This is a genomic window from Caulobacter sp. GW821-FHT11E11 (genome assembly GCF_058808315.1).
Window position 1 is genome coordinate 240,554 of sequence record NZ_JBXARO010000001.1, and the last position, 25,581, is coordinate 266,134.

Consider the following 25,581-nt stretch of genomic DNA (forward strand, 5'->3'; position numbering starts at 1 on the left):
GGCCACACCCCCCGATGTCGCACGCGCTCGCCACCATCCAGGACCGCATCGCCGCCGCCGAAGTCCGCGCCGGACGGCCGGCGGGATCTGTGACTTTGGTGGCGGTCTCCAAGACCCAGCCGTGGGAGCATATCGCGCCCGTGCTGGATGCGGGACAGAAAGTGTTTGGCGAAAACCGGGTGCAAGAGGCCATGGAGCGCTGGGGTCCGCGTCGCGAGGGCCTGGAGCTGCGCCTGATCGGCCCGCTGCAGACCAACAAGACCCGCGAGGCGGTCGCCTTCTTCGACGTTATCGAGACGCTCGACCGCGAAAAGCTGGCCCGCGTGCTGGCCGAGGAGATCCAGCGGGCCGGCAAGGCCCCGCGCCTCTACGTCCAGGTCAATATCGGCGAGGAAGACCAGAAGGCGGGGATCGCGCCCGCCGACGCCGACGCCTTCATCTCCGCCTGCCGGGGGACCTATGGCCTGACCGTGGAGGGGCTGATGTGCATTCCGCCCGTCGACCAGGACCCCGCGCCGCACTTCGCCGCCTTGCGGGCCATCGCCGAGCGCAATGGCGTCGAAAAGCTCTCGATGGGCATGAGCGACGACTTCGAGACCGCGATCGCCGAGGGGGCGACCTCGGTGCGGGTCGGATCGGCGATCTTCGGCAGCCGCGGCTAGGCGACGATCTCGACCGCATCGCCGGGCTTGGCCGCCGCCAGCACCGCCTCGATGTCCGGCCGCTCCAGCGCCACGCAGCCTTCGGTGCCGGGATACCCCTCCCGCGCCAGGTGCATGAAGATCGCCGAGCCCATCCCTGGGACCGGCGGGTCGTCGTTGTGGCCCAGGATCACCACCAGGTCGTAGACAGGGTCGTCGCGCCACATCCGCTCGGCGCTGGCCGGATAGGGCAGGATGATAGGGCGATTGTAGTTGGGGTCGCCTGGCGCATCGCACCAGCCATCCTCAGGCCGCGTCGCGCGGACGGGCAGGGCGGTCGTCGGGCCGTCCGGATAGACGTCCGGCCGGTACCACACCTCGCGCATCGTCCAAGTCCCCAGCGGGCTCCTGTTGTCGCCCTCGCGCTTGTCCGCGCCGGCGATCACGCCAGCCTTGCCGATCGCGCAGCGCAGGATCCGCCCGTCCAGCTCGAAACGGCCATCGGCATGGGCGCGAAACGGCATTGAGGGCCTACTCCTCAGACTAATGAACCTTCACGGGGTTGTCCCGAGGGGCCGCAGCGGTGCATGTTTCGCCTTATGGCGCAACGCAAGACCCTTCTGCTGATCGACGACGACGACGACCTGCGCGGCGCCTTGGCCGAGCAACTGGCCCTGCACGAGGAGTTCGCGGTCGCCGAGGCCTCGACCGCCGGCGAGGGCGTGCGGGTGTCTCGCGAGATCAAGCCCGACCTGATCCTGCTGGACGTCGACCTGCCCGACATGGACGGCCGCGAGGCCTGCCGCCTGATGCGCAAGAACGGGGTCACGGCTCCGGTCATCATGCTCACGGCGGCCGCCAGCGACAGCGACACGATCCTGGGCCTGGAGTCCGGGGCCAACGACTATGTCACCAAGCCCTTCCGCTTCGGCGTGCTGTTGGCCCGGATCCGCGCCCAGCTGCGCAGCTACGAAGCCTCGGAAGACGCCCTGTTCCGCATTGGCCCGTACGAATTCCGCCCGTCCGCCAAGCTGCTGGTCGACGAGAAGCAGAAGAAGGTGCGGTTGACCGAGAAGGAAACCAACATCCTCAAGTACCTCTACCGCGCCGGCTCCAAGCCGGTGTCGCGCGAGGAACTGCTGACCGAGGTGTGGGGCTACAACGCCGGCGTCACCACCCACACGCTGGAAACCCACGTCTATCGCCTGCGTCAGAAGATCGAGCCAGATCCGGCCGTGGCGCGGATCCTGATCACAGAGATGGGCGGCTATCGCCTGCAGCCGTAACGAAAAAGGCCCGGTCAGCGATGACCGGGCCTTCTTGTATTCAGCGGTAGCGCCTGAAGCTTAGGCGTTGCCGATCGGCTGGCCTTCGGCCTGGGCCTTGCGCGCGGCGTAGACGCCGGCGAAGTCGATCGGGTCGATCAGGAAGGGCGGGAAACCGCCTTCGGCCGTGACGTCCGAGATCAGGCGACGCGCGTACGGGAACAGGAAGCGCGGGCACTCGATCAGCAGCACCGGCTCGAGGTCGGCTTCGGCGACGCCCTCGATATGGAACAGACCGCCGTACACGACTTCGACGTGGAACACGGCTTGCTCGTCGCGCAGGGCGCGGGCCGAGAGCTTCAGGTCGACTTCGAACAGGCCGTCGGGACGGCCGCGGGCGTTCATTTCGACGCCCATGTCGATCGCGGGCTGAGCGGCGCCGGCGCGCAGGCTGTCCGGAGCCAGCGGATTCTCGAACGAGAAGTCACGGACGAACTGGGCCAGGATGCGGATGCCCGATTGCCCAGCGGCCTCTTCCGGGGTCCCCACGGGGGCGGTGGTGTCGGTCATTAGGATAAAATCCGTAATCGGCGGCTAGAACGCCTGTAAGAAAGGTGGGCGCTGCTACCATGAGGGCCGGTCTGGCGCAACGCCAGGCGCCTGACGGGAGAACGCGTCTCGCCTATATAGACACCATTCGCTGGGCCGAAAGCCCGTCAACGGACCTTGAAGTGCTCCAGATCCTGTTCCTCGCCGCGGTCGCCGCGGTCGTCCTGTACCAGCTCTACGCCACCCTGGGGCGCCGGGTCGGCCGTCAGCCCGAGGACAACCCGCAGGCAGCGGTCCAGGCCGGCCCGCCTGCCGCGGCGCTCGACACCTATAACGGCCAGCGCACCGAAGGCCTGGCGACGCTGAAGGCCAAGCAGCCCGACTTCGACCCGGCCAAGTTCCTGACCGGCGCGCGCGGGGCCTACGAGCAGATCGTCAAGGCCTATGCCGAAGGCGACCGCGAGACGCTCAAGCCCCTGCTGGCCACCGAGGTCATGGACAATTTCGAGCAGGCCATGGCCACGCGCGAAGCCTCGGGCCGCACCGAGAAGGTCGAGTTCCTGACCCCGCCGCGCCTGGACCTGGAAAAGGTCGACGTCGTGGGCGATCTTGCCAAGGCGGTGGTGCGGATCCTCGCCGAGGTGCGCACTCGCACCAAGGACGAACGCGGCGAGGGCGTCGACGACCGTCGCACGGCCGAGCTCTGGACCTTCGAGCGCGAGGTCAAGAGCGGCAATCCGAACTGGCTCCTGACCTACGTCGCCGCCGCCGAGGCGTAATGACCCGCGTTTCGACCTCCTTCGCGCCGCTGATCCTGGCGGGTCTGCTGCTGAGCGCCTGCGCCAGCGCGGTAGCGCCGACCGCGCCGGTCACGACCGGCCCGACGCCTCCGCCGAGCACGACGGCGCCGCCGCCGCCCGCCACGGCCCTGCCGCCGACGGCGATGTCGTTCTCCAGCCTGGCCGGCTGGGGCGAGGAAGATCACCTGGCGGCCCTGAACGCCTTCCGGGCCGGATGCGGCGTGTCCAAGGACCCGGCCCTGACCCGCGTCTGCGGCTTGGCCAAGGCCACGGTGATCCAGGACGGGCAGGGCGCGCGGGCGTTCCTCGAGGCCAACTTCCGGCCTGAGCCGGTCGGTGACGAAGGCCTGCTGACCGCCTATTTCGCCCCGCAGTACGAGGCGCGGATGTCGCGCAACGCCGAGTTCACGGTTCCCGTGCGCGGCCTGCCGTCCGACCTCGTGGTGCTGGACCTGGGCGCCTTCGAGCCGTCGTTCGTCGGCAAGAAGATCACCGGCCATGTCGAAGGTCCGACCTTCGTGCCCTATCCGGCACGCGCCGAGATCGAGGCGGTTCCGACCGACAAGCCCCTGGCCTGGATGCGGCCCGAGGAGCTGTTCTTCCTGCAGATCCAGGGCTCGGGGATCCTGGTCCTGCCCGACGGCCGCCGCGTGCGCGCCGCCTTCGCCGGCACCAACGGCAAGCCGTTCGTCGGCATCGCCACGGCCATGCGCGACCGGGGCCTGCTGCCCGACAACAACACCTCCGGCGACGCCATCCGCACCTGGCTGGCCGACCATCGCGGGCCCGAGGCCGACGCGATCATGCAGCTGAACCCGCGCTACGTGTTCTTCAAGATGGCCGCCGACGACGGCAAGGAAGCGGTCGGCGCGGCCGGTATTCCGCTGCCGGCCGGCCGAGCCATCGCCGTCGATCCCAGCAAGCACGCCTTCGGCAGCCTGTACTGGCTGGACGCCGCCGCGCCGAAGCTGGCGGGGGCCTTCCCGGCCTATCGCCGCCTCGCCGTGGCGCTGGACACCGGCGGGGCCATCAAAGGCGAGGTCCGGGCCGACCTCTATGTCGGCAGCGGGACCGCCGCCGGGGCCGAGGCCGGCCGCGTGCGCCACGCCCTGCGCCTCTACCGGCTGGTCCCGCGCTGAGGTGGCCAAGAAACCGCCGCCCGCCCCGGAAGACGACAAGCGCCTCTGGAAGCTCGTCGCCTCGACCGTGACGCCCCGCGCGGCGGTCGCGCCCGAGAAGATGCGGTCCAAGGCCCGGATCCGGCCGTCGCTGAAGGCGTCCACGGCCATGCCCGCCGACCCGCCGACCCGGCTGGCTTCGATCGCACCCCTGCGCGTGGCGCCCGAAGAGCTGAAGCCCGTTCCGGCCAGGACCCTGAAATACGCGCCCGACCGCATCGAACCCAACCGCAAGCGCCGCATCGTCAAGTCGCACGACCCGATCGGCGCGCGCCTGGACATGCACGGGCTCGATCAGGACCAGGCCCGGGCGACGTTGGAAGGCTTCATCCGGCGGGCTTATGACGACGGCCACCGAGCGGTGCTGGTGATCACCGGCAAGGGCAAGGTCGGTCACGGCGTGCTCAAGCAACGCACGCCGGAATGGCTGGCGGGGCCAGCGGTGCGCGAGATGATCGCGGGGGTGTCCACCGCTGACCAACGGCACGGCGGCGACGGGGCGCTCTATGTGGCGCTGAAAAGAAAAGCCTGAGCCACAACCCAACACCGCTGATCCCCGCGAAAGCGGGGACCCAAGCTGAGTTGGAAATCTATCTGAACCCGTGGAGTGACCGCTGAGTCCGCTTGGGTCCCCGCTTTCGCGGGGATCAGCGGGTTTATTGGGGGCGAGAAGCCTTCTCGGCGATGCCCGAGGTCCCTTCACGGGCTTCCAGCTTCTCGGCCACCGCGTCCAGCGACACGCCCGACGCCGCCATCAGCGCCAGCCAGTGGTAGAGCAGGTCCGCGCTCTCGGCCGCCAGGGCCTCCGGCCCCTGGGCCACCGCCGCGATCACGGTCTCGACCGCTTCCTCGCCCAGCTTCTTGGCCGCCAGGGCAGGGTCGTTCAGCAGCTTGGCCGTATAGGACACCGACGGGTCGCCGCCCTTGCGGGCTTCGATCGTGGCGGCCAGGCGGTCGAGGACCTCGCTCAGGCGGCTCATGCGGCGCTCCGGTCCAGGCGCACGGGGATGCCGGCGTCGGCCATGGCCTGCTTGGCCTCGCCGATGCTGATCTCGCCGAAGTGGAAGATCGAGGCGGCCAGCACGGCGGCGGCGTGGCCGTCGCGGGCGGCTTCGACCAGGTGCTCGGTCTTGCCGGCCCCGCCCGAGGCGATCACCGGCACGTTCACCGCGCCCGTCACGGCCTGCAGCAGCGGAATGTCGTAGCCGATCTTGGCCCCGTCGCGGTCCATCGAGGTCAGCAGGATCTCGCCCGCGCCGCGCTCGACCACCTTGGCGGCCCAGTCGACGACGTCGAGGCCGGTGTCCTTGCGGCCGCCATAGGTCCAGACGTTCCAGCCCGAGCCGTCCTCGCGCAGCTTGGCGTCGATGGCCACCACGACGCATTGGGCCCCGAACGCGTCGGCGCCGCCGGCGATGAGGTCGGGATTCTCGACGGCGGCGGTGTTGGTCGAGACCTTGTCGGCCCCGGCCAGCAGCAGCCGGCGCATGTCCGACACCTGCCGCACGCCCCCGCCCACCGAGACGGGCATGAAGCAGACCTCGGCCGTGCGCGAGATGACGTCCAGGATCAGGCCGCGGCCTTCGCTGGAGGCGGTGATGTCCAGGAACATCAGCTCGTCGGCGCCGGCCGCGTCATAGGCCCGCGCCTGCTCCACCGGATCGCCGGCGTCGCGCAGGGAGACGAAATTGACCCCCTTGACCACCCGCCCGTCCTTCACGTCGAGGCAGGGAATGATCCGGGTCTTCAGCATCAGACCGCCGCCGCGATCAGGGCTTCGGACGGCTTGATGGTGCCGGCATAGAGCGAGCGACCCAGGATGGCGCCGGCGATCTCGACGCCCTTGCGGGCCTTGAGGCGCTCGATGTCGGCCACGGCCGCGACGCCGCCCGAGGCGATGACCGGGATCGAGACGGCGTCGGCCAGCTCGCCCACGCCCTCGACATTGACGCCGGTCAGGGCGCCGTCGCGGCTGATGTCGGTGATGATCAGGGCCGCGACGCCGGCGTCCTCGAAGCGACGCGACAGGTCGATGGCCGACAGGTCAGACAGGCCGGTCCAGCCGTCGATGGCGACCTTGCCGTCACGGACGTCGACGGCCACGGCGATCTGCTCGGGCCACAGGCGGGCGGCCTTCTTGACCAGTTCGGGGTCGTGCACGGCCACGGTGCCGAGGATGACGCGGGATACGCCCGCCTCGATCCAGGCTTCGACGCCTTCCAGGGTGCGGATGCCGCCGCCCAGTTGCACGGGGATGGAGATCGACTCCAGGATCGACTCGACGGCGGCGGTGTTGACCGACTTGCCCTCGATGGCGCCGTTCAGGTCGACGACGTGCAGCCACGAGAAGCCGTCCTTGACGAAGCGCTGGGCCTGGTCGGCGGGCGAGGTGTTGAAGACCGTGGCCTTCTCCATGTCGCCGTGCAGCAGGCGCACGCACTGGCCGTCCTTCAGGTCGATGGCGGGATAGAGGATCATGGGCGCCATTCCAGGAAGTTGGCGAGCAGGGCGAGCCCGGCACTTTGTGATTTTTCGGGGTGGAACTGTAAGCCCGCGACATTGCCCTTGGCCACCGCCGCCGTGAACGGTCCACCATGGTCGGTGGTGGCGACGACGTCGGCCGGGTCGGCCGCATCCAGGGCGAACGAGTTGGCATAGTACATGTGGGCGCCGTCCTCGATGCCTTGGAACAGGGCATGAGCGCGGGCGAATTTGATGGCGTTCCAGCCCATGTGCGGGATGGTCAGCGCGGGATCGGTGGGCTCGAGCTTCTTCACTTGCCCGGCGATCCAGTCGAGGCCGGGGGTGACGCCGAACTCCAGGCCTTCGGTGGCCAGCAGCTGGTGGCCGACGCAGATGCCCATGAAGGGCACGCCGCGGCCGTGGACGGCCTGGTTCATCGCCTCGTAGACGCCGGTGGCGTCCAGGCCGGCGCGGCACGAGGCGAAGGCCCCGACGCCGGGCAGGAAGACGCGATCGGCCTTGGCGACAAGGTCGGGATCGGCGGTGACGACGATGTCGGCGTCGAGCGCGCGGCGACGGGCCGCCTCACGCAGGGCCTTCTCGGCCGAACGCAGGTTGCCCGACCCGTAGTCGATCAGGGCGACGGTCTGCATGGAGTATCCTTACAGCACGCCCTTGGTGGACGGCGCCAGGCCGCCGGTCTTCGGGTCGATCTCGACCGCCTGACGCAGCGCCCGGGCCAGGGCCTTGAAGCCGCTTTCGGCCACATGGTGGGTGTTGTCGCCGTACAGGGTCTCGAGATGGACGCACGCCCCGACGTTCATGGCGAACGCGTGGTGGAACTCCTTGAAGAGCTCGGTGTCCATGTCGCCGACCTTGGGTCGCTTGTAGTCGACCTTCCAGATCAGATACGGGCGGTTGGAGAGATCGATGGCGCAGCGCGTCAGGGTCTCGTCCATGGGGATATAGGCCGAGCCGAAGCGCCGGATGCCCTTGAAGCCATCCAGCGCCTGCTTGATCGCCAGGCCGAGAACGATGCCGGTGTCCTCGACCGTGTGGTGCATGTCGATATGCAGGTCGCCCTTGGTCTCGACCTTGAGGTCGAAGCCGCCGTGGCGCGCGAAGCTCTCGAGCATATGGTCGTAGAAACCGATGCCGGTGGAGATCGTCGAGGCGCCGGTCCCGTCGAGATCGATCCAGACCCGGATCTGGGTCTCCTTCGTCTCGCGGACCACTTCAGCGGTGCGGGCCATCTGAATCCTTACAGTCCGTTCTTCTGGGCCAGCTCACGCAGGGAAACCTGCGGACGCGGACCGTAGTGGTCGATCACCTCGGCGGCGGCGAGAGAGCCCAGCTGGCCGCAGACCGGCAGCGGACGTCCCTGCGACAGGCCGTAGAGGAAACCGGCCGCGTATTGGTCCCCCGCGCCGGTCGTGTCCACGACTTTTTCCACCGGGTAGGCCGAGATTTCGTGAAGCTGCCCATTGGAGGCAATCACCGAACCCTTTTCGCCCCGGGTGACGGCGGCGATCTCGCTGCGCTCGGCCAAGGCCTTCACGGCGGCGTCGAAGTCGGTGGTCTCGAACAGCGAGCAGACCTCGGCCTCGTTGGCGAAGACGATGTCGCACTGGGTCTCGATGAAGCCCAGCAGGGCGCCGCGATGGCGGTCGACCATGAAGCTGTCCGAGAGGGTCATGGAGATCTTGCGGCCCGCGCCGTGGCTCAGCGCGGCGGCCTTGGCGAAGGCGCGGCGGGCTTCGGGCGGATCGAACAGATAGCCTTCCAGGTAGGAATACTGCGCCGCCTCGATGATCGCCGGATCGACGTCGGCCGGGGTCAGTTCCACGCAGGCGCCCAGATAGGTCGACATGGTGCGCTGGGCGTCGGGGGTGACGTTGATCAGGCTCTGGGCCGTGGCCGGGCCTTCGGCCAGCGACGGCGTCGTGAACAGGCAGCCGATGGCCTTCATGTCGTGACGGAAGACCGCGCCCAGCTGGTCGTCGGCGACCTTGCCGATGAAGGCGCCCTTGCCGCCGAAGCTGGCGACGCCGGCGACGGTGTTGGCGGCGCTGCCGCCCGAGGCTTCGATGGCCGCGGCCATGACGTCGTACAGGCTGGCCGCGCGCGCCGGGTCAATCAGGGCCATCGAGCCCTTCACCAGGCCCTCACGCTCGAGGAAGGCGTCGTCGCACTGGGCGATGACGTCGACGATGGCGTTGCCGATGGCGGCGACGTCGTACAGCGCGGTCATGGGGCGGAACAAACCTTTGAAAGAACGAGCCGAAAGGCCACAAGCACTTGGCGATTAAAGGATGTAGTCGCCCAAGGCAACGCGAGGGTTGCTCCGGGGCGTGCGACATCCTAGCTGCGAAGCTCTAGCAAGCATGAGTAAACCGATGGTCGACGTCCTGATCCTGGTCCCCGCCCGCGACGAGCCCCGCTTCGCCGACAGCTGGAGCCCGCTGTTCGAGCGCCTGGCCGCGCCGCTGCGGGCCAAGGGGCTGAGCGTGGCGTCTCAACCGTGGACCGATCGGGTCGAAAAGGACCAGGCGCGGCTGGCCATGCCGTCGCTGGCCTGGGGCTATCACGGCCGTCAGGACGAATGGTTCGGCTTCCTCGATGGGCTGGAGCGTGACGGAGTCCGCGTGGCCAATCCGGCCGCGACCATGCGCTGGAACTCGACCAAGACCTACCTGGTCGAGCTGGCCGGGAAGGGCGCGCCGGTCGTGCCGACCCATGCGCATGATCTGCTGACCCGGGAACATATCCGCGCCGCCTTCGACGCCTTCGGGGTCGACGAACTGGTGGTCAAGCCGCAGGTCTCGGCCGGCTCGCACGAGACCATCCGGGTCAAGCGCCACGGCGGCTCGCTGGCCGGCGGTCCCAGCGGCCCGGCGCTGATCCAGCCTTTCCTGCCGGCGGTCGGCGAGGAGGGCGAGCTGTCGCTGTTCTTCTTCGACGGCCAGTTCAGCCACGCGGTGACCAAGGTCGCGGTCGAGGGGGATTTCCGCGTCCAACCGCAGTTCGGCGGCCAGGTCAGCGAGATCGCGCCAGAGCCGGAGGCTCTGCGGGCGGCGGAGATGGTGTTGCAGGCGGCGGGGGAGGTTCTGACCTATGCGCGGGTCGACCTGATCCGGGGCCTGGACCACACGCCGCAGCTGATGGAGCTGGAGGTGATCGAACCGGACCTGTTCCTGGAGCACGCGCACGACCGGGGCGAGGCGTTTGCAAGCGCGGTGGTTCGGGCGATCGGCTAGGCCCCCAGGAACAGCTCCCGCGATGGGCACAGGTCGCTGATCTTGCAAATCTCGCACTTGGGCTTGCGCGCCACGCAGACATAGCGGCCGTGCAGGATCAGCCAGTGGTGCGCCCGGGTCTGGTAGGGCGGCGGCACGATCCGCATCAGGTCCTGTTCGACCGCGTCGGGGACCTTGCCGGCCGACAGCTTCAGCCGGTGCGAGACCCGGAACACGTGGGTGTCGACGGCGATGGCCGGTTCGATGTCGAGCTCATTCAGCACCACGCTGGCGGTCTTGCGACCCACGCCCGGCAAACTCTCCAGGTCGACGCGGTTCAGCGGCACCTGGCCGCCGTGCCTGTCCATCAGGATGTGCGCGGCGGCGATGACGTTCTTGGCCTTGGTGCGGAACAGGCCGATCGAGGCGATGTATTTGATCAGCCCCTCTTCGCCGAGCTCCAGCATCTTTTCGGCGCTGTCGGCGACCTGGAACAACGGGCCGGTGGCCTTGTTGACCTGGACGTCGGTGGCCTGGGCCGACAACGCCACGGCGGTGACCAGCTCATAGGCGTTCGAGTAGTTCAGCTCGGTCTTGGGATGCAGGTCCAGGCTCTCGAAACGCTCGAACAGGATCTCGACCCGCTCGCGCTCGGCGGGGCTGATCCGCTTCTGAGCGGGTTTCTTTTTCTTGGGAGCGGGAGCCTTGGCCATGCGCCGGACCATGCCGTGATGCGCACGGCTCGCCAAGCGCGGGGCCGCCCCCTAAATTCAGAGCCGACCGCAAGAACCGGGCGGACGCCGTTATCCGAGGGCCGTAGCCTATGACCATGGCATACGACGCATCCCCCTTTTCCGACGCGATCCCGGAGACGGCGAGCCAGGAGCTGGTTCGCCTGGCCGAGCGCTCGGTCGACTATCACCGCATGGCCAAGGCGCTCGACTGGCTGGCCGAGCGGTGGTCGGACCACCCGTCGCTGGACGAGGCGGCCCAGGCCGTAGGCCTGTCGCCGTTCCACTTCCAGCGCATCTTCACGCGCTGGGCCGGGGTCAGCCCGAAGAGCTTCGTCTCGGCCATCGCCCATGCCGAGGCCCGGCGCTCGCTGGAGGCCGGCGGCACGGTGCTGGACGCGGCCTTCGACGCGGGACTGTCAGGGCCGTCGCGGCTGCACGACCTGTTCATCGCCCAGGAGGCGGTGACGCCCGGCGAGGTGCGCCGGCGCGGGGCGGGCATGCGGCTGCGCTGGGGTTGGGCCCCGACGCCGTTCGGGCGGGGGCTGTTCGTGATGGCCGACCGGGGTCTGGCGGGCCTGGCCTTCTCGGACGGCGACGACGAGGCGACGTTCGCCGACATGCACCGCCGCTTCCCGGCCGCCGACTGGACCCGCGACGATGCGGCCGCCCAGGCCACGGCCCTGCACGCCTTCACGGGCGGGGAGGGGCCGCTGCCGGTGGTGCTGATCGGCTCGCCCTATCACGTGCAGGTCTGGAAGGCGCTGCTGCAGATCCCGACCGGCGAGACGGCCACCTACGGCCAGGTCGCCTGCTGGGCCGGCAAGCCCAAGGCCTTCCAGGCCACCGGCGGCGCGATCGGGGCCAATCCGATCTCGTTGCTGATCCCCTGTCATCGGGCTATCGGCAAGAGCGGCAAGCTGACCGGTTACCACTGGGGCCTGGCCCGCAAGGCGGCGATCCTGGGCATGGAGGCGGTTCGCGCCGCCTCCTAGCCGTCAGAGGATGAAGCGGCTGAGGTCGGCGTTGGCCGCCAGGGCCCCGATGCGGTCCTGCACATAGGCCGCGTCGATCGCCACGGTCTCGCCGCTGCGATCGGCCGCCGAGAAGCTGATCTCCTCGACCACCTTCTCCAGGATCGTCTGCAGGCGGCGGGCGCCGATGTTCTCGACCGAGTTGTTCACGGCCACGGCCGCATCGGCCACGGCGTCGATCGCCTCGTCGGTGAAGGTCAGGGTCACGCCTTCGGTCAGCATCAGGGCCTGGTGCTGGCGGATCAGATTGGCTTCCGGCTCGGTCAGGATGCGGCGCATGTCGTCGCGCGACAGGCCCTTCAGTTCCACGCGGATCGGCAGGCGGCCCTGCAGCTCGGGCAGCAGGTCCGACGGCTTGGCCACGTGGAACGCGCCCGAGGCGATGAACAGGATGTGGTCGGTCTTCACCGGCCCATACTTGGTCGAGACCGTCGTGCCCTCGATCAGCGGCAGCAGGTCGCGCTGCACGCCCTCGCGGGAGACGTCCGCGCCAGAACGCTTCGACGAGCTGGCGACCTTGTCGATCTCATCGAGGAAGACGATGCCGTGGTTCTCGGCCAGCTCCAGGGCTTCCTGGGTCAGGGCCTCCTGGTCCAGCAGCTTGTCGCTTTCCTCGGCGATCAGCGGGGTCCAGGCGGCGGCGACGGTGGTCTTGTGGGTCTTGGTGCGACCACCGCCCAGCGACTTCATCATCTCCGACAGGTTCAACACCTGGGCGCCGGGCTGGCCGGGGATCTCGAAACTGCCGCCGCCGGTGTCGGCCAGGGTTAGTTCGATCTCCTTGTCGTCCAGTTCGCCGGCCCGCAGCTTCTTGCGGAAGCTGTCGCGGGCGGCGGTCGAGCCGGGGCCGGTCATGGCGTCCAGGATCCGCTCCTCGGCGGCGGCTTCGGCCTTGGCCTTCACGGCGGCGCGGCGCTTGTCGCGGACCATGGCCAGGGCGCTTTCCACGAGATCGCGGACGATCTGGTCGACGTCGCGGCCGACATAGCCGACCTCGGTGAACTTGGTGGCCTCGACCTTGAGGAACGGGGCCTGGGCCAGCTTGGCCAGGCGGCGGGCGATCTCGGTCTTGCCGACGCCCGTCGGGCCGATCAGCAGGATGTTCTTGGGGGTAACCTCGTCACGCAGGTCGGCCGGCACGCGACGGCGGCGCCAGCGGTTGCGCAGGGCCACGGCGACGGCTTTCTTGGCCTCGGCGTGGCCGACGATGTAGCGGTCCAGCTCGGAAACGATCTCGCGGGGGGAAAACTCGGTCATCGGTCGTTGATCAGGGTCTCGAAGATCAGGCGCCACCCATCGGGTCGCCTCTGCCAGACATGCATATAGTGAGCTTGGGCGGATTTTTGACCCGTCTCGCGCCAGATGGCCTCGCCGTGAGTCCAGACGAAGTCCCCGGCCTTGGACGCGCCGCCGCCGCGCAGGGTCAGAGTCATGGTCGCCGGACGCAGCGCTAGGCGTTGGTCGGCGGCGGTCGGCGCCAGGTCACGGGTCCCGCGCGGACCCAGCAGATGTGCGTCGGTCGCTAGAAAAGCCTTATAGGCCAAGGCCGTATCTTGCTGAGCTTTCTGGCTCAGCGTTTCTTCGGCTGCCCGAACGGCGTCGAAAGCCTTGGCGGGGCTGGTTTCGCCGGTCTTGACCACCGGGCCGTGCGCGGCCGGCGTTTCCGGGCCCTGGACCGAGACAGAGTCGGCCTGGGCGCCGCCGTCATAGATCCAGCGCCAAGTCCCATCGGCGTCCTTGCGCCAGATGCTGGCGTACCAGCCGGCGCGCTTGCCGTTGATCGCCGAGGGGCCGATCGACAGGCCCAGGTCCCCGGACCGGGCCGCCATGACCCAGACCGGCCACCACTCCAGCTTCGGCTCGCCTTCGCCGGAGCGCCCGCCATACAGCGCCTTGGCGCTGACCGGGGCCGGATCGAAGACGATGGCGTCGTCCGCCATGTGCTTCAGGAAGGAGCCCCTGATCCCCAGCGTCAGGCCGTCAGCGGCGAAGGCGCGCTCGGCGGCCTCGATCTGGGCGGCGGGTGTCGTGGCGACCGACAGGGCAAAGAGTGCGACAGCAAGCATTGCGAAGGATCCTCCCGACCGCGATCAAGCGCCACCGGGAGCGGATCAGCATCCGTCTTGCGACGAAAGCCTACAGGGCTTCGACGGTGAGATTTCCGTTGGTGTAGACGCAGATCTCGGCCGCGATCGCCATCGCCTTGCGGGCGATCTCCTCGGCGGAAAGATCCTGGTCGATCAAGGCCTTGCCGGCCGCCAGGGCGTAGTTGCCGCCCGAGCCGATCGCCGCCACGGCGTTGCCGTCGGCGCTCTCGCCCGGCTCCAACACGTCGCCGACGCCGGTGACGGTGTAGATGGCGGTCTTGTCGGCCACCAGCAGCATGGCTTCCAGCTTGCGCAGGTAGCGGTCGGTGCGCCAGTCCTTGGCGAGGTCGACGCAGGCGCGGGCCAGCTGGTCAGGATACTGCTCCAGCTTGGCTTCCAGACGCTCAATGAGCGTGAAAGCGTCGGCCGTGGCGCCGGCGAAACCCGCCACCACCTTGCCGCCCGCGAGGCGTCGCACCTTACGGGCGTTGCCCTTGACGACGGTTGGCCCCATGGAGACCTGTCCGTCGCCGGCGATCACGGTCTGTCCGTTCTTGCGCACCGCCAGAATGGTCGTGCCGTGCCAGTCGGGGAAGGATGTCGAGCTTTGCATGGCTTCGCATGTGGCGAGGCCGGGCCGGAGGGTCAAGCGCCATGAGTTTTTCCCCGATGGCCTTTTCAGAGGCTGAGGTCGAGCGCTACGCCCGCCACCTGGTCCTGCGCGAGATCGGCGGCCCGGGGCAGCAGAAGCTGAAGGCCGCGCGGGTTCTGGTGGTCGGAGCCGGCGGCCTGGGCGCGCCGGCGTCGCTGTACCTTGCTGCCGCCGGGATTGGGACGATCGGCCTGGTCGATCCGGACACCGTGTCGCTGTCGAACCTGCAACGCCAGGTGCTCTATGCCGCCGCCGATGTCGGCCGGCCCAAGGTCGAGGCGGCGGTCGAGCGCCTGGAGGCCTTGAACCCCCACACGAGCGTCGAAACCCATTCGGTATGGCTGGACGCGAGCAATGCCGGCGACATCGTCGCCCGGTACGACCTCGTCCTGGACGGTACGGACGACTTCGCCACCCGCTTCGCCGTCAGCGACGCGTGCCTGGCCCATGGCAAGCCGCTGGTCAGCGGGGCCCTAGGGCGCTGGACCGGTCAGGTCGGGGTGTTCCATGGCAAGCCCTGCTATCGCTGCCTGGTGCCGGAGATCCCGCCGGACGCCGAGACCTGCTCGCTTGTGGGCGTGGTCGGGGCCTTGGCCGGCGTGATCGGCTCGATGATGGCGCTGGAAGCGGTCAAGCTGGTCGCCGGAGCCGGCGAGCCCTTGTCCGGTAAGCTCTTGATCTATGATGCTCTGGCGGCCGAGACTCGCACGGTGCGGATCGGGGCTGATCCCCATTGTACGTCCTGCGGCGCTTGACGGCTTTCGGATAACGGCGTTCGGTTAGTTTTGATGGATCTCTCGGGGGAGGGCGGGGATGAAGATGCTGGTGCGCGGTCTCGCGACCGCCCTGCTGCTGATCGTGGTGCTGGCGACGGTGGGCTGGCTGCTGCTGCAGCGGCCGGACATCCCTTACGCCACGCTGGAGGCCAAGTATGGCTATCCGGACTCGCAGTACATGGACCTGCCGGGCGGCGTGCGGGCGCACTACCGCGACGTCGGCCCGCGCGACGCGCCGGTCATCGTGCTGGTGCACGGCTTCGCCGCCTCGACCCATGCCTGGGATGGTTGGGCGAAGGCGCTGTCGAGCGACTACCGCGTGGTGGTCCTGGACCTGCCCGGCCATGGCCTGACCCGCACCGGCGAGACCTATGTCGTGCAGCCCGACAGCTTCGAGGGCGTGGTCGACGGCGTGACCCGGGGTCTGGGTCTGACCGGCTTCACCTTGGGCGGCAATTCGATGGGCGGCGAGGTCGCCTGGACCTACGCCCTGGACCATCCTGACCGCGTGCAGCGCCTGATCCTGGTCGACGCCGCCGGCTGGCCCACGAAAGGGCGCGGCGGGGCGACGATCTTCAAGTTCCTGGGCAATCCGATCGGCCGGCGGGTGCTGAAGGAGATCGAGATCCGGCCCTTGATGACCCAGGCGCTGCGGGCGGCCTATATCGACCCGAAGATGGTCACCCCGGCCCTGATCGATCGCTATGTCGACCTGGCGCGGGCGCCGGGCCACCGCACGGTCCTGCTGGGCCAGCGGCCGCGCCGCGTGGCCACCGCGCCGGACCTGTCGACCATCCACGTCCCGACCCTGATCATGTTCGGCCAGGACGACCGGCTGATCCCGCCCGCCGACGCCGAGAAGTTCCACAAGGCCATACCGGGCGCGACCCTGATCCTCTATCCGGGCGTCGGCCACGTGCCGATGGAACAGATCCCCGACCGCTCCGCCGCCGACCTCAAGGCCTGGCTGGCGACGCATCCGGCCAAGGGCTAGGCGCCGAAGGCTTTCGCGATGTGATCCGCGGTCTCGGTCACGATTCTGGTGGTCGTGAAGCGGTCCCAGCCCCGGTGGCCGACCCAGTCCATCTGGACATATTTTGCGGGATTGCCGGCGGACTTCAGAGCCCTGGCCATGGTCTTGGACTGCTCGACCGGCACGATCGCATCGACCGTTCCGTGGATCAGCAGCACCGGGGCGCGAATCTCGCGAGCGCGCAAGGCCGGCGAGCCGGCGGCCAGCAGGGCCTTGTCGGCGACCGGATCGCCGATCGTCTTCAGCCAGTATTGATAGCTGGGCGCGTCTGCGCCGTCGTCGCTGCGGACGCTGGCCAGGAAGTCGTCCAGATGGGTGACGCCGGCGATAGCGACCACGGCGCGATAGGCGTCGGGCGTCTTCACCGCGCCCATCAGGGCCGCATAGCCGCCATAGCTGGCCCCGCAGATCGCCACGCGCCCACGATCGATCTTGCCGGTGGCCAATGCAGCGGCGAGGGCGTCTTCGATATCGTTCTGCATCTCGACGCCCCAATGCTTGCGACCTGCATCGGCGAAGGCGCGGCCGTAGCCGCCCGATCCTCGGAAATTGACCTGCAGGACCGCCCAGCCGCGCGCGGCGAAGGCCTGGGCAAACAGGTCGAAGCTGTAGCTGTCCCGCATTTCGGGCCCGCCGTGGGGATAGACGATCAGCGGGCAGGGACCGGCTGCGTTCTGCGGCAAGGTCAGGTAGGCGGTCAGGTCCAGGCCGTCGCGGGCCTTGAGTTTCAGGGTGCGCATGGCCGCCAGTCGGCCGTTGAGCCAGGGGCGTGTCTGGCCCAGCAGGCTCAGGCGACCAGCCGCGTCGTAGAACCAGTACGAGCCCGGATCGGTCGGGCTGGAGGTGTGTAGAACGAAGTGCTGATGATCCAGGCTGACGTCGACAAAGGTCAGGTTGACGTCGTGCTTGAACACCGCCGACAGCTGCTCGAAGCTGGCCTTCATCGCGGGTTCGAAGAAGACGTAGTCGCGCCGGTCTTCAGTGAAGGACGCGGCGATCAGCCGGCTGCGGTCGTCCATGAAAACGTCGGTAATGTCCCGACCCGGTCGGGCGGCGATGGCTTCGCCCAGCTCGAGCTTGGCCAGGTCGAAGTGGCGAAGCACGTGGCCGTCGTCGCCGTCGCGCTGGCTCGAGACCAGCAGCACCCCGGCCTCCGGCGTCGCGCCGACGATCTCGAGGTCGGAAAACCGGCGCATCTCGTCGCGGCGCAGCTTGCGGTAGAGAGTCCAGTCCTTGGCGCCGGGCGCGCGCGTGAACAGGGAGACGACCGTGCCGCGACGGTTGGCGTCGAACCGCACGACCGGTACGCCGTTCTGGGTGAACCAGCCATAGGTCGACGGCTCACCGCGCTCGAACAGGGTCACCGCGCCCGTGCGGACATCGACCTTGTAGAGCGTGTAGCGAAGTTTCTGGCTCTCCCAGGCCTGCATCAGGATCAGGTTCGGATCCTCGGGCAGGATGTCGACGACCGTGGCCAGGTCGAACTCCCGCAGCAGCAACTCTTCCTGGCCAAACAGCAGGGCCGATTCCGACCCATCCAGGTTCATCGACAGGATGCGGTTCTTGGGGGCGTCGAAATAGAGGTTGCCATAGCGGGCGCGGGTGGGTTTGCCGTCCAGCTCCTTGTGGATGTCCACCCAGATCAGCAGCCGCTCGTCATTGGCCCACTGGATCTTCTGGACGTCGTAGTCGCCGATAAGCACCGGGATCGGCAGCGCCTTGGGTTTGCTGACGTCCTGAAGCAGGACATAGGCCTTGAGCGCCTCGCCGACGTGCTCGACATGAAGGATGGCCAGCTGGGCGCCATTGGGCGACAGCGCCGCGCCCAGCACGGTCGGCGGCGCGGTAAGCTCGGAGACCGACGGGGCGGTGGTGGTCGCGGCGCGCGCCGTCGACAGCATGCCGGGCGCGACAGCGCCCGCGGCCAGGAGTCCACGCCTGGAAATCATATGCAGAGCCCCGCCGCAACCTCTGGGAGAGGTGCTTGGTTCGGGGCTGAAGGTCAAGCTTCGGCTTGAAAGCTTGTCAGAGCATCGACGGAATGACGCGGTCCGGCGGCCGGTGGCCGTCCATGAAGGTCTTCACGTTGACGATGACCTTCTCGCCCATGTCGATGCGGCCCTCGACCGTGGCCGAGCCCATGTGCGGCAGCAGCACGACATTGGGCAGCTTCAGGAGCTTGGGATTGATGGCCGGCTCGTGCTCGTAGACGTCCAGGCCCGCGCCGGCGATCTCGCCCTTGGCCAGCATGTTGGCCAGCGCGCCTTCGTCGATCACTTCGCCGCGGGCGGTGTTGACGATCACCGCGTGCGGCCGCAGCAGCTTCAACCGGCGAGCCGACAGCAGGTGGTAGGTGGCGGGCGTGTGCGGGCAGTTGACCGAGACGAAGTCCATCCGGGCCAGCATCTGGTCCAGGCTTTCCCAGTAGGTGCAGCCCAGCTCCTCGGCGATGCGCGGGCTGACGGGCTTGCGGTTGTGATAGTGCACCTGCATGCCGAAGGCCTTGGCGCGGCGGGCCACGGCCTGGCCGATGCGGCCCATGCCGATGATGCCGATCCGCTTGCCCCACAGGCGGCGGCCCAGCATCCAGGTCGGCGACCAGCCGTGGAAGCCGCCGGCCTTCACGACCTCGGCGCCTTCGACCACCCGGCGCGACGTGGCCATGATCAGGGTCATGGTCAGGTCGGCGGTGTCCTCGGTCAGGACGCCCGGCGTATTGGTGACGATGATGCCGCGGGCGTTGGCCGTGGCGACGTCGATATTGTCCACACCGGCGCCGAAATTCGCGATCAGCTTGAGCCGATCGCCGGATCGCGACAGAAGGCGGGAGTCGATACGATCGGTGATCGTCGGCACCAGCACGTCGGCGCGACCCATGGCGTCGACCAGTTCATCCGCCGTCAAGGGTTTGTCGGAGACGTTCAGTTCGGTGTCGAACAGTTCGCACATCCGCGTCTCCACCGGATCGGGGAGTTTGCGGGTGACGATGACTTTGAGCTTGCGAGCGGCCATGGGCGGTTTGAAAAGCTCTCACTGACGGGCGTTTGAAAGCTGTAGCAAAGGGGCCCGAGGGGGCCAAGCAACATGCCGTCGAAAACAGAACATCGTTCGCTTCTTGCCGTCTTTGCGGCGGTTATGGCCCTTTTGGCGGGTCCGGCCCTGGCCGATGGCCCTCGGATCACGCCCTCGGGCCTGGAAGTGCCGCGCTACGTCTCGCTGAAATATGCCGAGGTCAACGCTCGCAACGGTCCGGACGAGGCCCATCAGCTGCTGTGGATCTATCACGCCAAGGGCATGCCGGTGCAGATCGTGGCCGAAACCCGCGAGTGGCGGCGGATCTGCGATCCCGAAGGGGGCTTGGCCTGGGTCCATCGCCGGGTGATCGACGGCCGCCGCTCGGCGATGCGCGTGCAACCGACCAACCTGGCCCTGCTCAGCGCCCCCAAGGCGGGGGCCAAGGTCAGCGCCTATCTGAAGGGCCGTTCCACGGCCAGCCTGGACAAGTGCGAGGACGGCTGGTGTCGGCTGCGGGCCGATGGTTCGTCCGGCTGGGCGCGGGAAACCGACATCTGGGGCGCGGACCCCGCCGTCCAGTGCCGCAAGGGATAGGAACATACGGCGTCAGGGAAACGTTGAGACCTGACCCGCCGCCGTGCTAGGGCGTCCCTATGCAGAAGAACGCCTATACCTACGAAGAACTCCTCGCCTGCGGTCGCGGCGAGCTGTTCGGCCCCGGCAACGCTCAGCTGCCGGCCCCGCCGATGCTGATGTTCGACCGCATCGTTCGGATCGAATCCGACGGCGGCAAGTACGGCAAGGGCTATGTCGAAGCCGAATTCGACATCAATCCCGACCTCTGGTTCTTCGGTTGCCACTTCATCGGCGACCCCGTCATGCCCGGTTGCCTGGGCCTGGACGCCATGTGGCAGCTGGTCGGCTTTTTCCTGGGCTGGTCGGGCGCGCCCGGCCGTGGCCGCGCCCTGGGCGTCGGTGAAGTGAAATTCACCGGCCAGGTGACGCCGGACGTCAAGAAAGTCGTCTACAAGATCGACCTCAAGCGGGTGATCATGCGTAAGTTGGTCATGGGAATCGCCGAAGGCGTTCTGGAAGCCGACGGCAAGGTGATCTACGAAACCAAGGACCTGAAGGTCGGCACGTTCACCGCCGAACAGATGGCGTCCTGATCCGTTAGACGAGACCGGCCCTCGAGAGTCGGCCCCTAACAGGGTCCCCGGGGGGAGAAGAGGATTTAGATATGCGTCGCGTCGTCGTCACCGGACTGGGGATCGTCTCGTCCATCGGCAACAACGCCAATGAGGTGTTGGCGTCCCTGCGGGAAGCCAAGTCCGGCGTGGTCGCCGCGCCGGACTACGCCGAGCGTGGTTTCCGCTGCCAGGTCCATGCCGCGCCCCAGATCGAGTGGGAGTCGCTGGTCGACCGCCGCGCCGCGCGCTTCCTGTCGCCCGGCTTGGCCTATGCCCACGTCGCCATGGAGCAGGCGATCGCCGATTCCGGGCTGGAAGAGACCGACATCTCCAACGAGCGCACCGGCCTGATCGTCGGTTCGGGCGGTCCCTCGACCAGCATCATCGTCGAGGCCGCCGCCACGACGGTCGAGAAGGGCCCCAAGCGGATCGGCCCGTTCGCGGTGCCCAAGGCCATGAGCTCGGGTCCGTCGGCGGTGCTGTCGACCTGGTTCAAGATCCGCGGCATCAACTATTCGATCAGCTCGGCCTGCGCGACCAGCGCCCACTGCATCGGCGCGGGCGCCGAGCAGATCCAGCTGGGCAAGCAGGACATCATCTTCGCCGGCGGCTGCGAGGAGCTGGACTGGACGCTGTCGAACCTGTTCGACGCGATGGGCGCGATGAGCACCCACTTCAACGACAATCCGGCCGTGGCCAGCCGCGCCTACGACAAGAACCGCGACGGCTTCGTCATCGCCGGCGGCGCGGGCATCGTGGTGCTGGAAGAATACGAGCACGCCAAGGCGCGCGGGGCCAAGATCTACGGCGAGCTGGTCGGCTACGCCGCCAATTCGGACGGCTTCGATATGGTCGCCCCGTCGGGCGAGGGCGCGGCGCGCTGCATGAAGCTGGCCATGGCCGAAGCGGGCGGCCGCACCATCGACTATCTGAACCCGCACGGCACCTCGACGCCGGTCGGCGACAGCAAGGAGATGGGCGCGGTGCGCGAAGTCTTCGGCGACAAGGCTCCGCTGATCTCGTCGACCAAGTCCCTGACCGGCCACAGCCTGGGCGCCGCCGGCGCGCAGGAGGCCATCTACTCGATCCTGATGCTCAACAACGGCTTCGCGGCCAAGAGCGCCCACATCGAGGAGCTGGACCCCGAGTTCGCCGACCTGCCGATCCTGCTCGAGCGCTCGGACAAGCCGCTGGAAACGGTAATGTCCAACAGCTTCGGCTTTGGCGGCACCAACGGCACGCTGATCTTCAGCCGCGTCTAAGCCGGAGCGGGCGTCGATGAGCGCTCGTGAGGCTTTCGATCTCTACAAGGCCGGCCGGTTGGCCGAGGCCGCCGCCCTGTGCGAGCGGCTCGTCGTCGATGCGCCTAGCGTCGAGGCTTGGCATATTCTCGGCGTTTCGCTGTTGGGCCTGGACCAGGCGGAAGGGGCTCTGAACGCCCTGGATTCTGGCTTGACGCTCGACAGTAAGCGACCTGGCTTACTATCGGCAAAAGCCTTGGTTCTCAATAGTTTGGCGCGTGATGTTGAGGCGGTGGTCGCCGCGCGGGCGGCGCTCGCGGCCGATCCTGAGAACCCGCCGGTGCTCGGCGCCCTGGCCATGTCGCTGCAAAGACTGGGCGGTTTCGAAGAGGCGCTGGCGGTTCTGGATCGCGCCGTGCAGGTCTCGCCGGCCGACGCCAAAGTGCTGGCCAGCCGCGCGGCCTTGCGCCTGCTGCTGAACCGTCCGGCCGACGCGGCGCGCGACCTGGAAGCGGTGATGGAGATCGACCCGCTGCATCCCCGCCTCGCCGGCGACCTGATGTGGGCGCGGCGCCAGACCTGCGACTGGCGCGAAGACGCGGCGCTGGACATGCTGGTCAAGGCCGAGCTGAAGCTGGGGCGCGCCGCCATCGCCCCGTTCGCGGCCCTGGCCATCTTCGACGAGCCCGTCGTGCATCGCCGCTGCGCGGAGTTGTCCGCTCCGCCGCCGGTTCCGGCGCCCGTATGGCCGGAAAGGCCTGCCGGCGCGCGGATCCGGGTGGCCTATCTGTCGGCCGACCTGCACGAGCACGCCACGGCGCGTCTGCTGGCCGGGGTGCTGGAGGCGCACGACCGCGAGCGGTTCGAGATCTTCGCCGTCTCGTACGGCCCCGACCTGGCTGGGCCGATGCGCGATCGCCTGAAGGCAGCCTGCGAACATTGGATCGAGGCGCGAAGCCTCACCGACGCGGCCATCGCCGCCCAGTGTCGCGAGGCCGGGATCGACATCGCCGTCGACCTGAAGGGCTACACCCAGGACGGCCGCCCAGGGATCCTGGCCCATCGCGCCGCGCCGGTCCAAGTCAGCTGGCTGGGCTATCCGGGGACCTTGGGCAAGCACGCCGACATCGTTCTGGCCGACGCCGTGACGATCCCGCCGGGCGAAGAGGGTCACTGGTCCGAGGCGGTGGTCCACCTGCCGCTCTACCAGCCCAACGACGCCCTCGGCGCGGTGACTCTACCTCCCAGTAGGGCCGAGCTTGGTCTGCCCGATGATGCGGTCGTGCTGTGCTGCTTCAACAACCCGGCCAAGATCACGCCGGCGACCTTCGCGGCGTGGATGGCGATCTTGAAGGCCACGCCAGACGCCGTGCTGTGGCTCTATGGCGGCGCGCCAGGCGCGGCCGAGAACCTGCGCCGCGAGGCCCGGGTGGCCGGTGTGGCGCCCGAACGGCTGGTCTTCGCTGGGCCCGTTCCGCATGCGCAGCACCTGGCCCGCCACGTCCTGGCTGACCTCGTCCTCGACACCTGGCCCTATGGCGCCCACACCACGGCAAGCGACGCCCTGCGCATGGGAATTCCTATACTGAGCCTTCCAGGCAAGAGTTTCGCCAGCCGTGTCGGCGCCAGCCTGATGACCGCTCTGGGACTGCCCGAGCTGATCGCAACCGATTCAAAGGCTTACGTCGCCACGGCGACCCGCCTGGCGAACGATCACGCGGCCCTGGCGGCGCTCAAGGCGCGGGTGGCGGAGCGTATTCTGGCCACCTCGGTGTTCGATCCCGCCGCCTTCGCCCGAACGCTCGAGGCGGCCTTCGAGAAAATGATCACCCAAGGTTGATTGCGCTCAACGCTCGGCGGTAAGCTCGGCCATTCCCGTTCGAGCGAGCGTTTCCGCATGCGTCCCGTCGATCTGCCGCAAATCCCATGGATCGAGGGCGAGTCCGTGACGGCCTATCTCGACGCTTCGGGCGCTGACGCCGAGCAGCGCCGCTTCGTCACCGACCTGCATCGCGACGGCGTGGCGGTGTTCGACCTGGGGCGAGACGCTCTGGCGCTGATCGACCGCGCCACGGCCGACGCCGAGCGGTTCTTCCGCCCCGGCAAGCGTCGCGCCCAGGATGTCTGGCGACGTTCGCAGGCCGTACGCGACCTGGCCAGCCATACCAAGCTGACCACGATGTTGGAGCTGGCGTATGGCCGTGCGCCCTTCGCCTTCCAGACCCTGAATTTCCGCGAAGGCAGCGAGCAGCACGCCCATTCCGACATCGCCCACTTCCACAGCCAGCCGCCGCGCTTCATGTGCGGGGCCTGGATCGCGCTGGAAGACGTGGCCGCCGACGCCGGGCCGCTGTTCTACCACCCAGGCAGCCACCGCGAGCGGATCTTCGAGATGGCCGACGCGGGCGTGGCGGGTCGGCGGCCCAAGCGCGGCGACTATGCCGCCCACTATGTCGAGGCCTTCGCCCGCCAAGTGACCGGCGATCGCCGTCCGGCCTTGCTGCGCAAGGGCCAGGTGCTGGTCTGGGCCGCCAACACCACCCATGGCGGCCTGGCGATCCAGCGGCCGGGCGCCACGCGGCGCTCGCTGGTCACCCACTTCTTCTTCGAGGACTGCATCTACTACACACCGCTGTATTCGCGACCCGAGACGAACCAGCTTTATCTGCGGCTGCCGGCCAATGTCCGCACCGGCGGCGTGGTCTGGCCTCGGCGTGATGGCAAGCCCGTTCCGCTGGGTCCGCGGCCTCTCGCCCAGGCCCTGCGCGACAAGCTGGGACGGATCGTCCGCGTCGACTGAACGCGGGTCGGGGTTTCGAAGCGTCGCGCCGCCTGCTAACCACGGGCAACGACTTCTAGAAGGGGCCCGACACATGGCCGACGATTACGCGTTCCCCAAGGGCGAGCTGATGCGGGGCAAGAAGGGCCTCGTCATGGGCGTGGCCAACCACAACTCCATCGCCTGGGGCATCGCCAGCCAGCTGGCCGCCCAAGGCGCCGAGATGATCTTCACCTACCAGGGCGAAGCCCTGGAGCGCCGCGTCCGGCCGCTGGCCGAGAGCATCGGCGTCACCACCCTCGTCCCGGCCGACGTCACCGACGACGCCTCGATGGACGCGGCCTTTGCCGCCATCGAGGAGAAGTTCGGGACGATCGACTTCGTCGTCCACTCGGTGGCCTTCGCCAACAAGGACGAGCTGAAGGGCTCGTTCGTCGACAACACCACCCGTGAGGGCTTCCTGACGGCCCTGAACATCTCGGCCTTCAGCTTCGTGGACGTCGCCAAGCGCGCCTCGAAGATCATGCCGAACGGCGGTTCGCTGATCACAATGACCTATCTGGGGTCGGAGCGGACCATCCCGAACTACAACACCATGGGCGTGGCCAAGGCGGCCCTGGAAGCGGCGACCCGCTACATCGCCCGCGATCTGGGTCCCAAGGGCATCCGCTGCAACGCCATCTCGGCCGGCGCCATGCGCACCCTGGCCCTGGCCGGCATCGCCGGCGGTCGCGGCATGATCGCCCAAGGCCGGGCGTTCTCGGCAATGAAGGAAGACACCTCGATGGAAGGCGTCGCGGGCGCGGCCCTGTGGCTGGTCTCGGACCTTGGCCTGTCGACCACGGGCGAAGTCGTCCACGTCGACGCCGGCTTCCACATGATGGGCATGCCCGATCAGGAAGAAGCGTAAG

29 protein-coding genes are annotated in these 25,581 nt (G+C 68.4%); 15 read left to right on the top strand and 14 right to left on the bottom strand.

Features of this window, described 5'->3' with window-relative positions:
* Positions 1–14: 14 nt before the first annotated feature.
* Complete coding sequence (locus AC1RR5_RS01210) at positions 15–662, top strand: YggS family pyridoxal phosphate-dependent enzyme (protein ID WP_492919282.1); 648 nt, start codon at positions 15–17, stop codon at positions 660–662.
* Here AC1RR5_RS01210 and AC1RR5_RS01215 read toward each other — a convergent pair.
* On the bottom strand, positions 659–1,165 hold the full coding sequence (locus AC1RR5_RS01215; RefSeq protein WP_492919283.1) for a L,D-transpeptidase family protein: 507 nt from the start codon (positions 1,163–1,165) through the stop codon (positions 659–661). The genes AC1RR5_RS01210 and AC1RR5_RS01215 overlap by 4 nt on opposite strands.
* Positions 1,166–1,240: 75 nt before the next feature.
* Here AC1RR5_RS01215 and AC1RR5_RS01220 point away from each other — a divergent pair, with 75 nt between their 5' ends.
* A complete protein-coding gene (locus tag AC1RR5_RS01220; protein ID WP_252635320.1) occupies positions 1,241–1,927 on the top strand; it encodes a response regulator transcription factor in 687 nt (228 codons plus the stop codon).
* 60 nt (positions 1,928–1,987) lie between these two features.
* Here the strand turns inward: AC1RR5_RS01220 and secB are convergent, their stop codons facing one another.
* Positions 1,988–2,476, bottom strand: a complete 489-nt coding sequence (secB, locus tag AC1RR5_RS01225) for a protein-export chaperone SecB (protein WP_492816120.1) — start codon at positions 2,474–2,476, stop codon at positions 1,988–1,990.
* Between the two features lie 125 nt (positions 2,477–2,601).
* Here secB and timA point away from each other — a divergent pair, with 125 nt between their 5' ends.
* From timA to AC1RR5_RS01240, 3 genes are read left to right on the top strand one after another with little or no spacing between them, the layout of a single operon-like run.
* On the top strand, positions 2,602–3,234 hold the full coding sequence (timA, locus tag AC1RR5_RS01230) for a TIM44-related membrane protein TimA (protein ID WP_492919789.1): 633 nt from the start codon (positions 2,602–2,604) through the stop codon (positions 3,232–3,234).
* Positions 3,234–4,394: a murein transglycosylase A gene (gene mltA, locus AC1RR5_RS01235; protein WP_492919284.1), complete on the top strand. Its 1,161-nt coding sequence runs from the start codon at positions 3,234–3,236 to the stop codon at positions 4,392–4,394. Before timA ends, mltA begins: the two co-directional genes overlap by 1 nt.
* A 1-nt stretch (position 4,395) precedes the next feature.
* Positions 4,396–4,965, top strand: coding sequence for a Smr/MutS family protein (locus AC1RR5_RS01240; protein WP_492919285.1), 570 nt, complete (start codon positions 4,396–4,398; stop codon positions 4,963–4,965).
* A 124-nt stretch (positions 4,966–5,089) separates the two neighbouring features.
* On the opposite strand, the gene AC1RR5_RS01245 is transcribed toward AC1RR5_RS01240, so the two are convergent.
* Genes AC1RR5_RS01245 through AC1RR5_RS01270 form a run of 6 tightly spaced genes read right to left on the bottom strand, consistent with a single transcriptional unit; the run spans position 5,090 to position 9,147 of the window.
* Entirely contained in the window at positions 5,090–5,413 is a 324-nt protein-coding gene (locus tag AC1RR5_RS01245) for a phosphoribosyl-ATP diphosphatase (protein ID WP_492919286.1), read from the bottom strand.
* Positions 5,410–6,186, bottom strand: a complete 777-nt coding sequence (hisF, locus tag AC1RR5_RS01250) for an imidazole glycerol phosphate synthase subunit HisF (protein ID WP_492919287.1) — start codon at positions 6,184–6,186, stop codon at positions 5,410–5,412. The genes AC1RR5_RS01245 and hisF overlap by 4 nt, the downstream gene beginning before the upstream one ends.
* Positions 6,186–6,920, bottom strand: a complete 735-nt coding sequence (hisA, locus tag AC1RR5_RS01255) for a 1-(5-phosphoribosyl)-5-[(5-phosphoribosylamino)methylideneamino]imidazole-4-carboxamide isomerase (RefSeq protein ID WP_492919288.1) — start codon at positions 6,918–6,920, stop codon at positions 6,186–6,188. Before hisA ends, hisF begins: the two co-directional genes overlap by 1 nt.
* Positions 6,908–7,549 (bottom strand): imidazole glycerol phosphate synthase subunit HisH, encoded by a 642-nt coding sequence (hisH, locus tag AC1RR5_RS01260; RefSeq protein ID WP_492919289.1) that lies wholly within the window; start codon positions 7,547–7,549, stop codon positions 6,908–6,910. Before hisH ends, hisA begins: the two co-directional genes overlap by 13 nt.
* 9 nt (positions 7,550–7,558) lie before the next feature.
* Positions 7,559–8,149, bottom strand: coding sequence for an imidazoleglycerol-phosphate dehydratase HisB (hisB, locus tag AC1RR5_RS01265; protein WP_492919290.1), 591 nt, complete (start codon positions 8,147–8,149; stop codon positions 7,559–7,561).
* A gap of 8 nt (positions 8,150–8,157) precedes the next feature.
* Positions 8,158–9,147, bottom strand: a complete 990-nt coding sequence (locus AC1RR5_RS01270; RefSeq protein ID WP_492919291.1) for an adenosine kinase — start codon at positions 9,145–9,147, stop codon at positions 8,158–8,160.
* A 145-nt stretch (positions 9,148–9,292) separates the two neighbouring features.
* Between AC1RR5_RS01270 and AC1RR5_RS01275 the strand changes: the two genes are divergently transcribed.
* Positions 9,293–10,153: an ATP-grasp domain-containing protein gene (locus AC1RR5_RS01275; protein WP_492919790.1), complete on the top strand. Its 861-nt coding sequence runs from the start codon at positions 9,293–9,295 to the stop codon at positions 10,151–10,153.
* Here the strand turns inward: AC1RR5_RS01275 and nth are convergent.
* On the bottom strand, positions 10,150–10,857 hold the full coding sequence (nth, locus tag AC1RR5_RS01280; protein WP_492919791.1) for an endonuclease III: 708 nt from the start codon (positions 10,855–10,857) through the stop codon (positions 10,150–10,152). The genes AC1RR5_RS01275 and nth overlap by 4 nt on opposite strands.
* Positions 10,858–10,955: 98 nt before the next feature.
* Here nth and AC1RR5_RS01285 point away from each other — a divergent pair, with 98 nt between their 5' ends.
* On the top strand, positions 10,956–11,858 hold the full coding sequence (locus AC1RR5_RS01285) for a methylated-DNA--[protein]-cysteine S-methyltransferase (RefSeq protein WP_492919292.1): 903 nt from the start codon (positions 10,956–10,958) through the stop codon (positions 11,856–11,858).
* Positions 11,859–11,861: 3 nt separating this feature from the next.
* Here the strand turns inward: AC1RR5_RS01285 and hslU are convergent, their stop codons facing one another.
* The 3 genes from hslU to hslV all read right to left on the bottom strand — a co-directional run bounded on the left by hslU (position 11,862) and on the right by hslV (position 14,633).
* Positions 11,862–13,154, bottom strand: a complete 1,293-nt coding sequence (hslU, locus tag AC1RR5_RS01290; RefSeq protein WP_492919293.1) for an ATP-dependent protease ATPase subunit HslU — start codon at positions 13,152–13,154, stop codon at positions 11,862–11,864.
* Positions 13,151–13,963 carry a Cif family virulence factor gene (locus AC1RR5_RS01295; protein WP_492919294.1) on the bottom strand — a complete coding sequence of 271 codons (813 nt, stop codon included), beginning with the start codon at positions 13,961–13,963 and terminating at the stop codon, positions 13,151–13,153. The genes hslU and AC1RR5_RS01295 overlap by 4 nt, the downstream gene beginning before the upstream one ends.
* 70 nt (positions 13,964–14,033) lie before the next feature.
* Complete coding sequence (gene hslV, locus AC1RR5_RS01300) at positions 14,034–14,633, bottom strand: ATP-dependent protease subunit HslV (protein WP_492919295.1); 600 nt, start codon at positions 14,631–14,633, stop codon at positions 14,034–14,036.
* Between the two features lie 20 nt (positions 14,634–14,653).
* On the opposite strand from hslV, the gene AC1RR5_RS01305 reads away from it, so the two are divergent.
* Positions 14,654–15,391, top strand: a complete 738-nt coding sequence (locus tag AC1RR5_RS01305) for a HesA/MoeB/ThiF family protein (protein WP_492919792.1) — start codon at positions 14,654–14,656, stop codon at positions 15,389–15,391.
* A 58-nt stretch (positions 15,392–15,449) separates the two neighbouring features.
* On the top strand, positions 15,450–16,406 hold the full coding sequence (locus AC1RR5_RS01310) for an alpha/beta fold hydrolase (protein WP_492919296.1): 957 nt from the start codon (positions 15,450–15,452) through the stop codon (positions 16,404–16,406).
* Here AC1RR5_RS01310 and AC1RR5_RS01315 read toward each other — a convergent pair.
* Together AC1RR5_RS01315 and AC1RR5_RS01320 are read right to left on the bottom strand one after the other, a co-directional pair.
* The gene (locus tag AC1RR5_RS01315) at positions 16,403–18,346 is read right to left on the bottom strand and encodes an alpha/beta hydrolase family protein (RefSeq protein WP_492919297.1); all 1,944 of its coding nucleotides are present in this window, start codon (positions 18,344–18,346) and stop codon (positions 16,403–16,405) included. The genes AC1RR5_RS01310 and AC1RR5_RS01315 overlap by 4 nt on opposite strands.
* 124 nt (positions 18,347–18,470) lie before the next feature.
* Positions 18,471–19,457 (bottom strand): 2-hydroxyacid dehydrogenase, encoded by a 987-nt coding sequence (locus AC1RR5_RS01320; protein ID WP_454718584.1) that lies wholly within the window; start codon positions 19,455–19,457, stop codon positions 18,471–18,473.
* Positions 19,458–19,529: 72 nt separating this feature from the next.
* Between AC1RR5_RS01320 and AC1RR5_RS01325 the strand changes: the two genes are divergently transcribed.
* From AC1RR5_RS01325 to AC1RR5_RS01350, 6 genes are all read left to right on the top strand, one after another.
* On the top strand, positions 19,530–20,054 hold the full coding sequence (locus AC1RR5_RS01325; protein WP_492919298.1) for an SH3 domain-containing protein: 525 nt from the start codon (positions 19,530–19,532) through the stop codon (positions 20,052–20,054).
* A gap of 59 nt (positions 20,055–20,113) precedes the next feature.
* Positions 20,114–20,629, top strand: a complete 516-nt coding sequence (fabA, locus tag AC1RR5_RS01330) for a 3-hydroxyacyl-[acyl-carrier-protein] dehydratase FabA (RefSeq protein WP_454718586.1) — start codon at positions 20,114–20,116, stop codon at positions 20,627–20,629.
* A gap of 71 nt (positions 20,630–20,700) precedes the next feature.
* Complete coding sequence (gene fabB / locus AC1RR5_RS01335) at positions 20,701–21,912, top strand: beta-ketoacyl-ACP synthase I (protein WP_492919299.1); 1,212 nt, start codon at positions 20,701–20,703, stop codon at positions 21,910–21,912.
* A gap of 16 nt (positions 21,913–21,928) precedes the next feature.
* Positions 21,929–23,731 carry an O-linked N-acetylglucosamine transferase, SPINDLY family protein gene (locus tag AC1RR5_RS01340; protein WP_492919300.1) on the top strand — a complete coding sequence of 601 codons (1,803 nt, stop codon included), beginning with the start codon at positions 21,929–21,931 and terminating at the stop codon, positions 23,729–23,731.
* A 57-nt stretch (positions 23,732–23,788) separates the two neighbouring features.
* Complete coding sequence (locus tag AC1RR5_RS01345) at positions 23,789–24,691, top strand: phytanoyl-CoA dioxygenase family protein (protein ID WP_492919301.1); 903 nt, start codon at positions 23,789–23,791, stop codon at positions 24,689–24,691.
* 73 nt (positions 24,692–24,764) lie between these two features.
* Positions 24,765–25,580, top strand: coding sequence for an enoyl-ACP reductase FabI (locus AC1RR5_RS01350; protein ID WP_492919302.1), 816 nt, complete (start codon positions 24,765–24,767; stop codon positions 25,578–25,580).
* Position 25,581 lies beyond the last annotated feature (1 nt).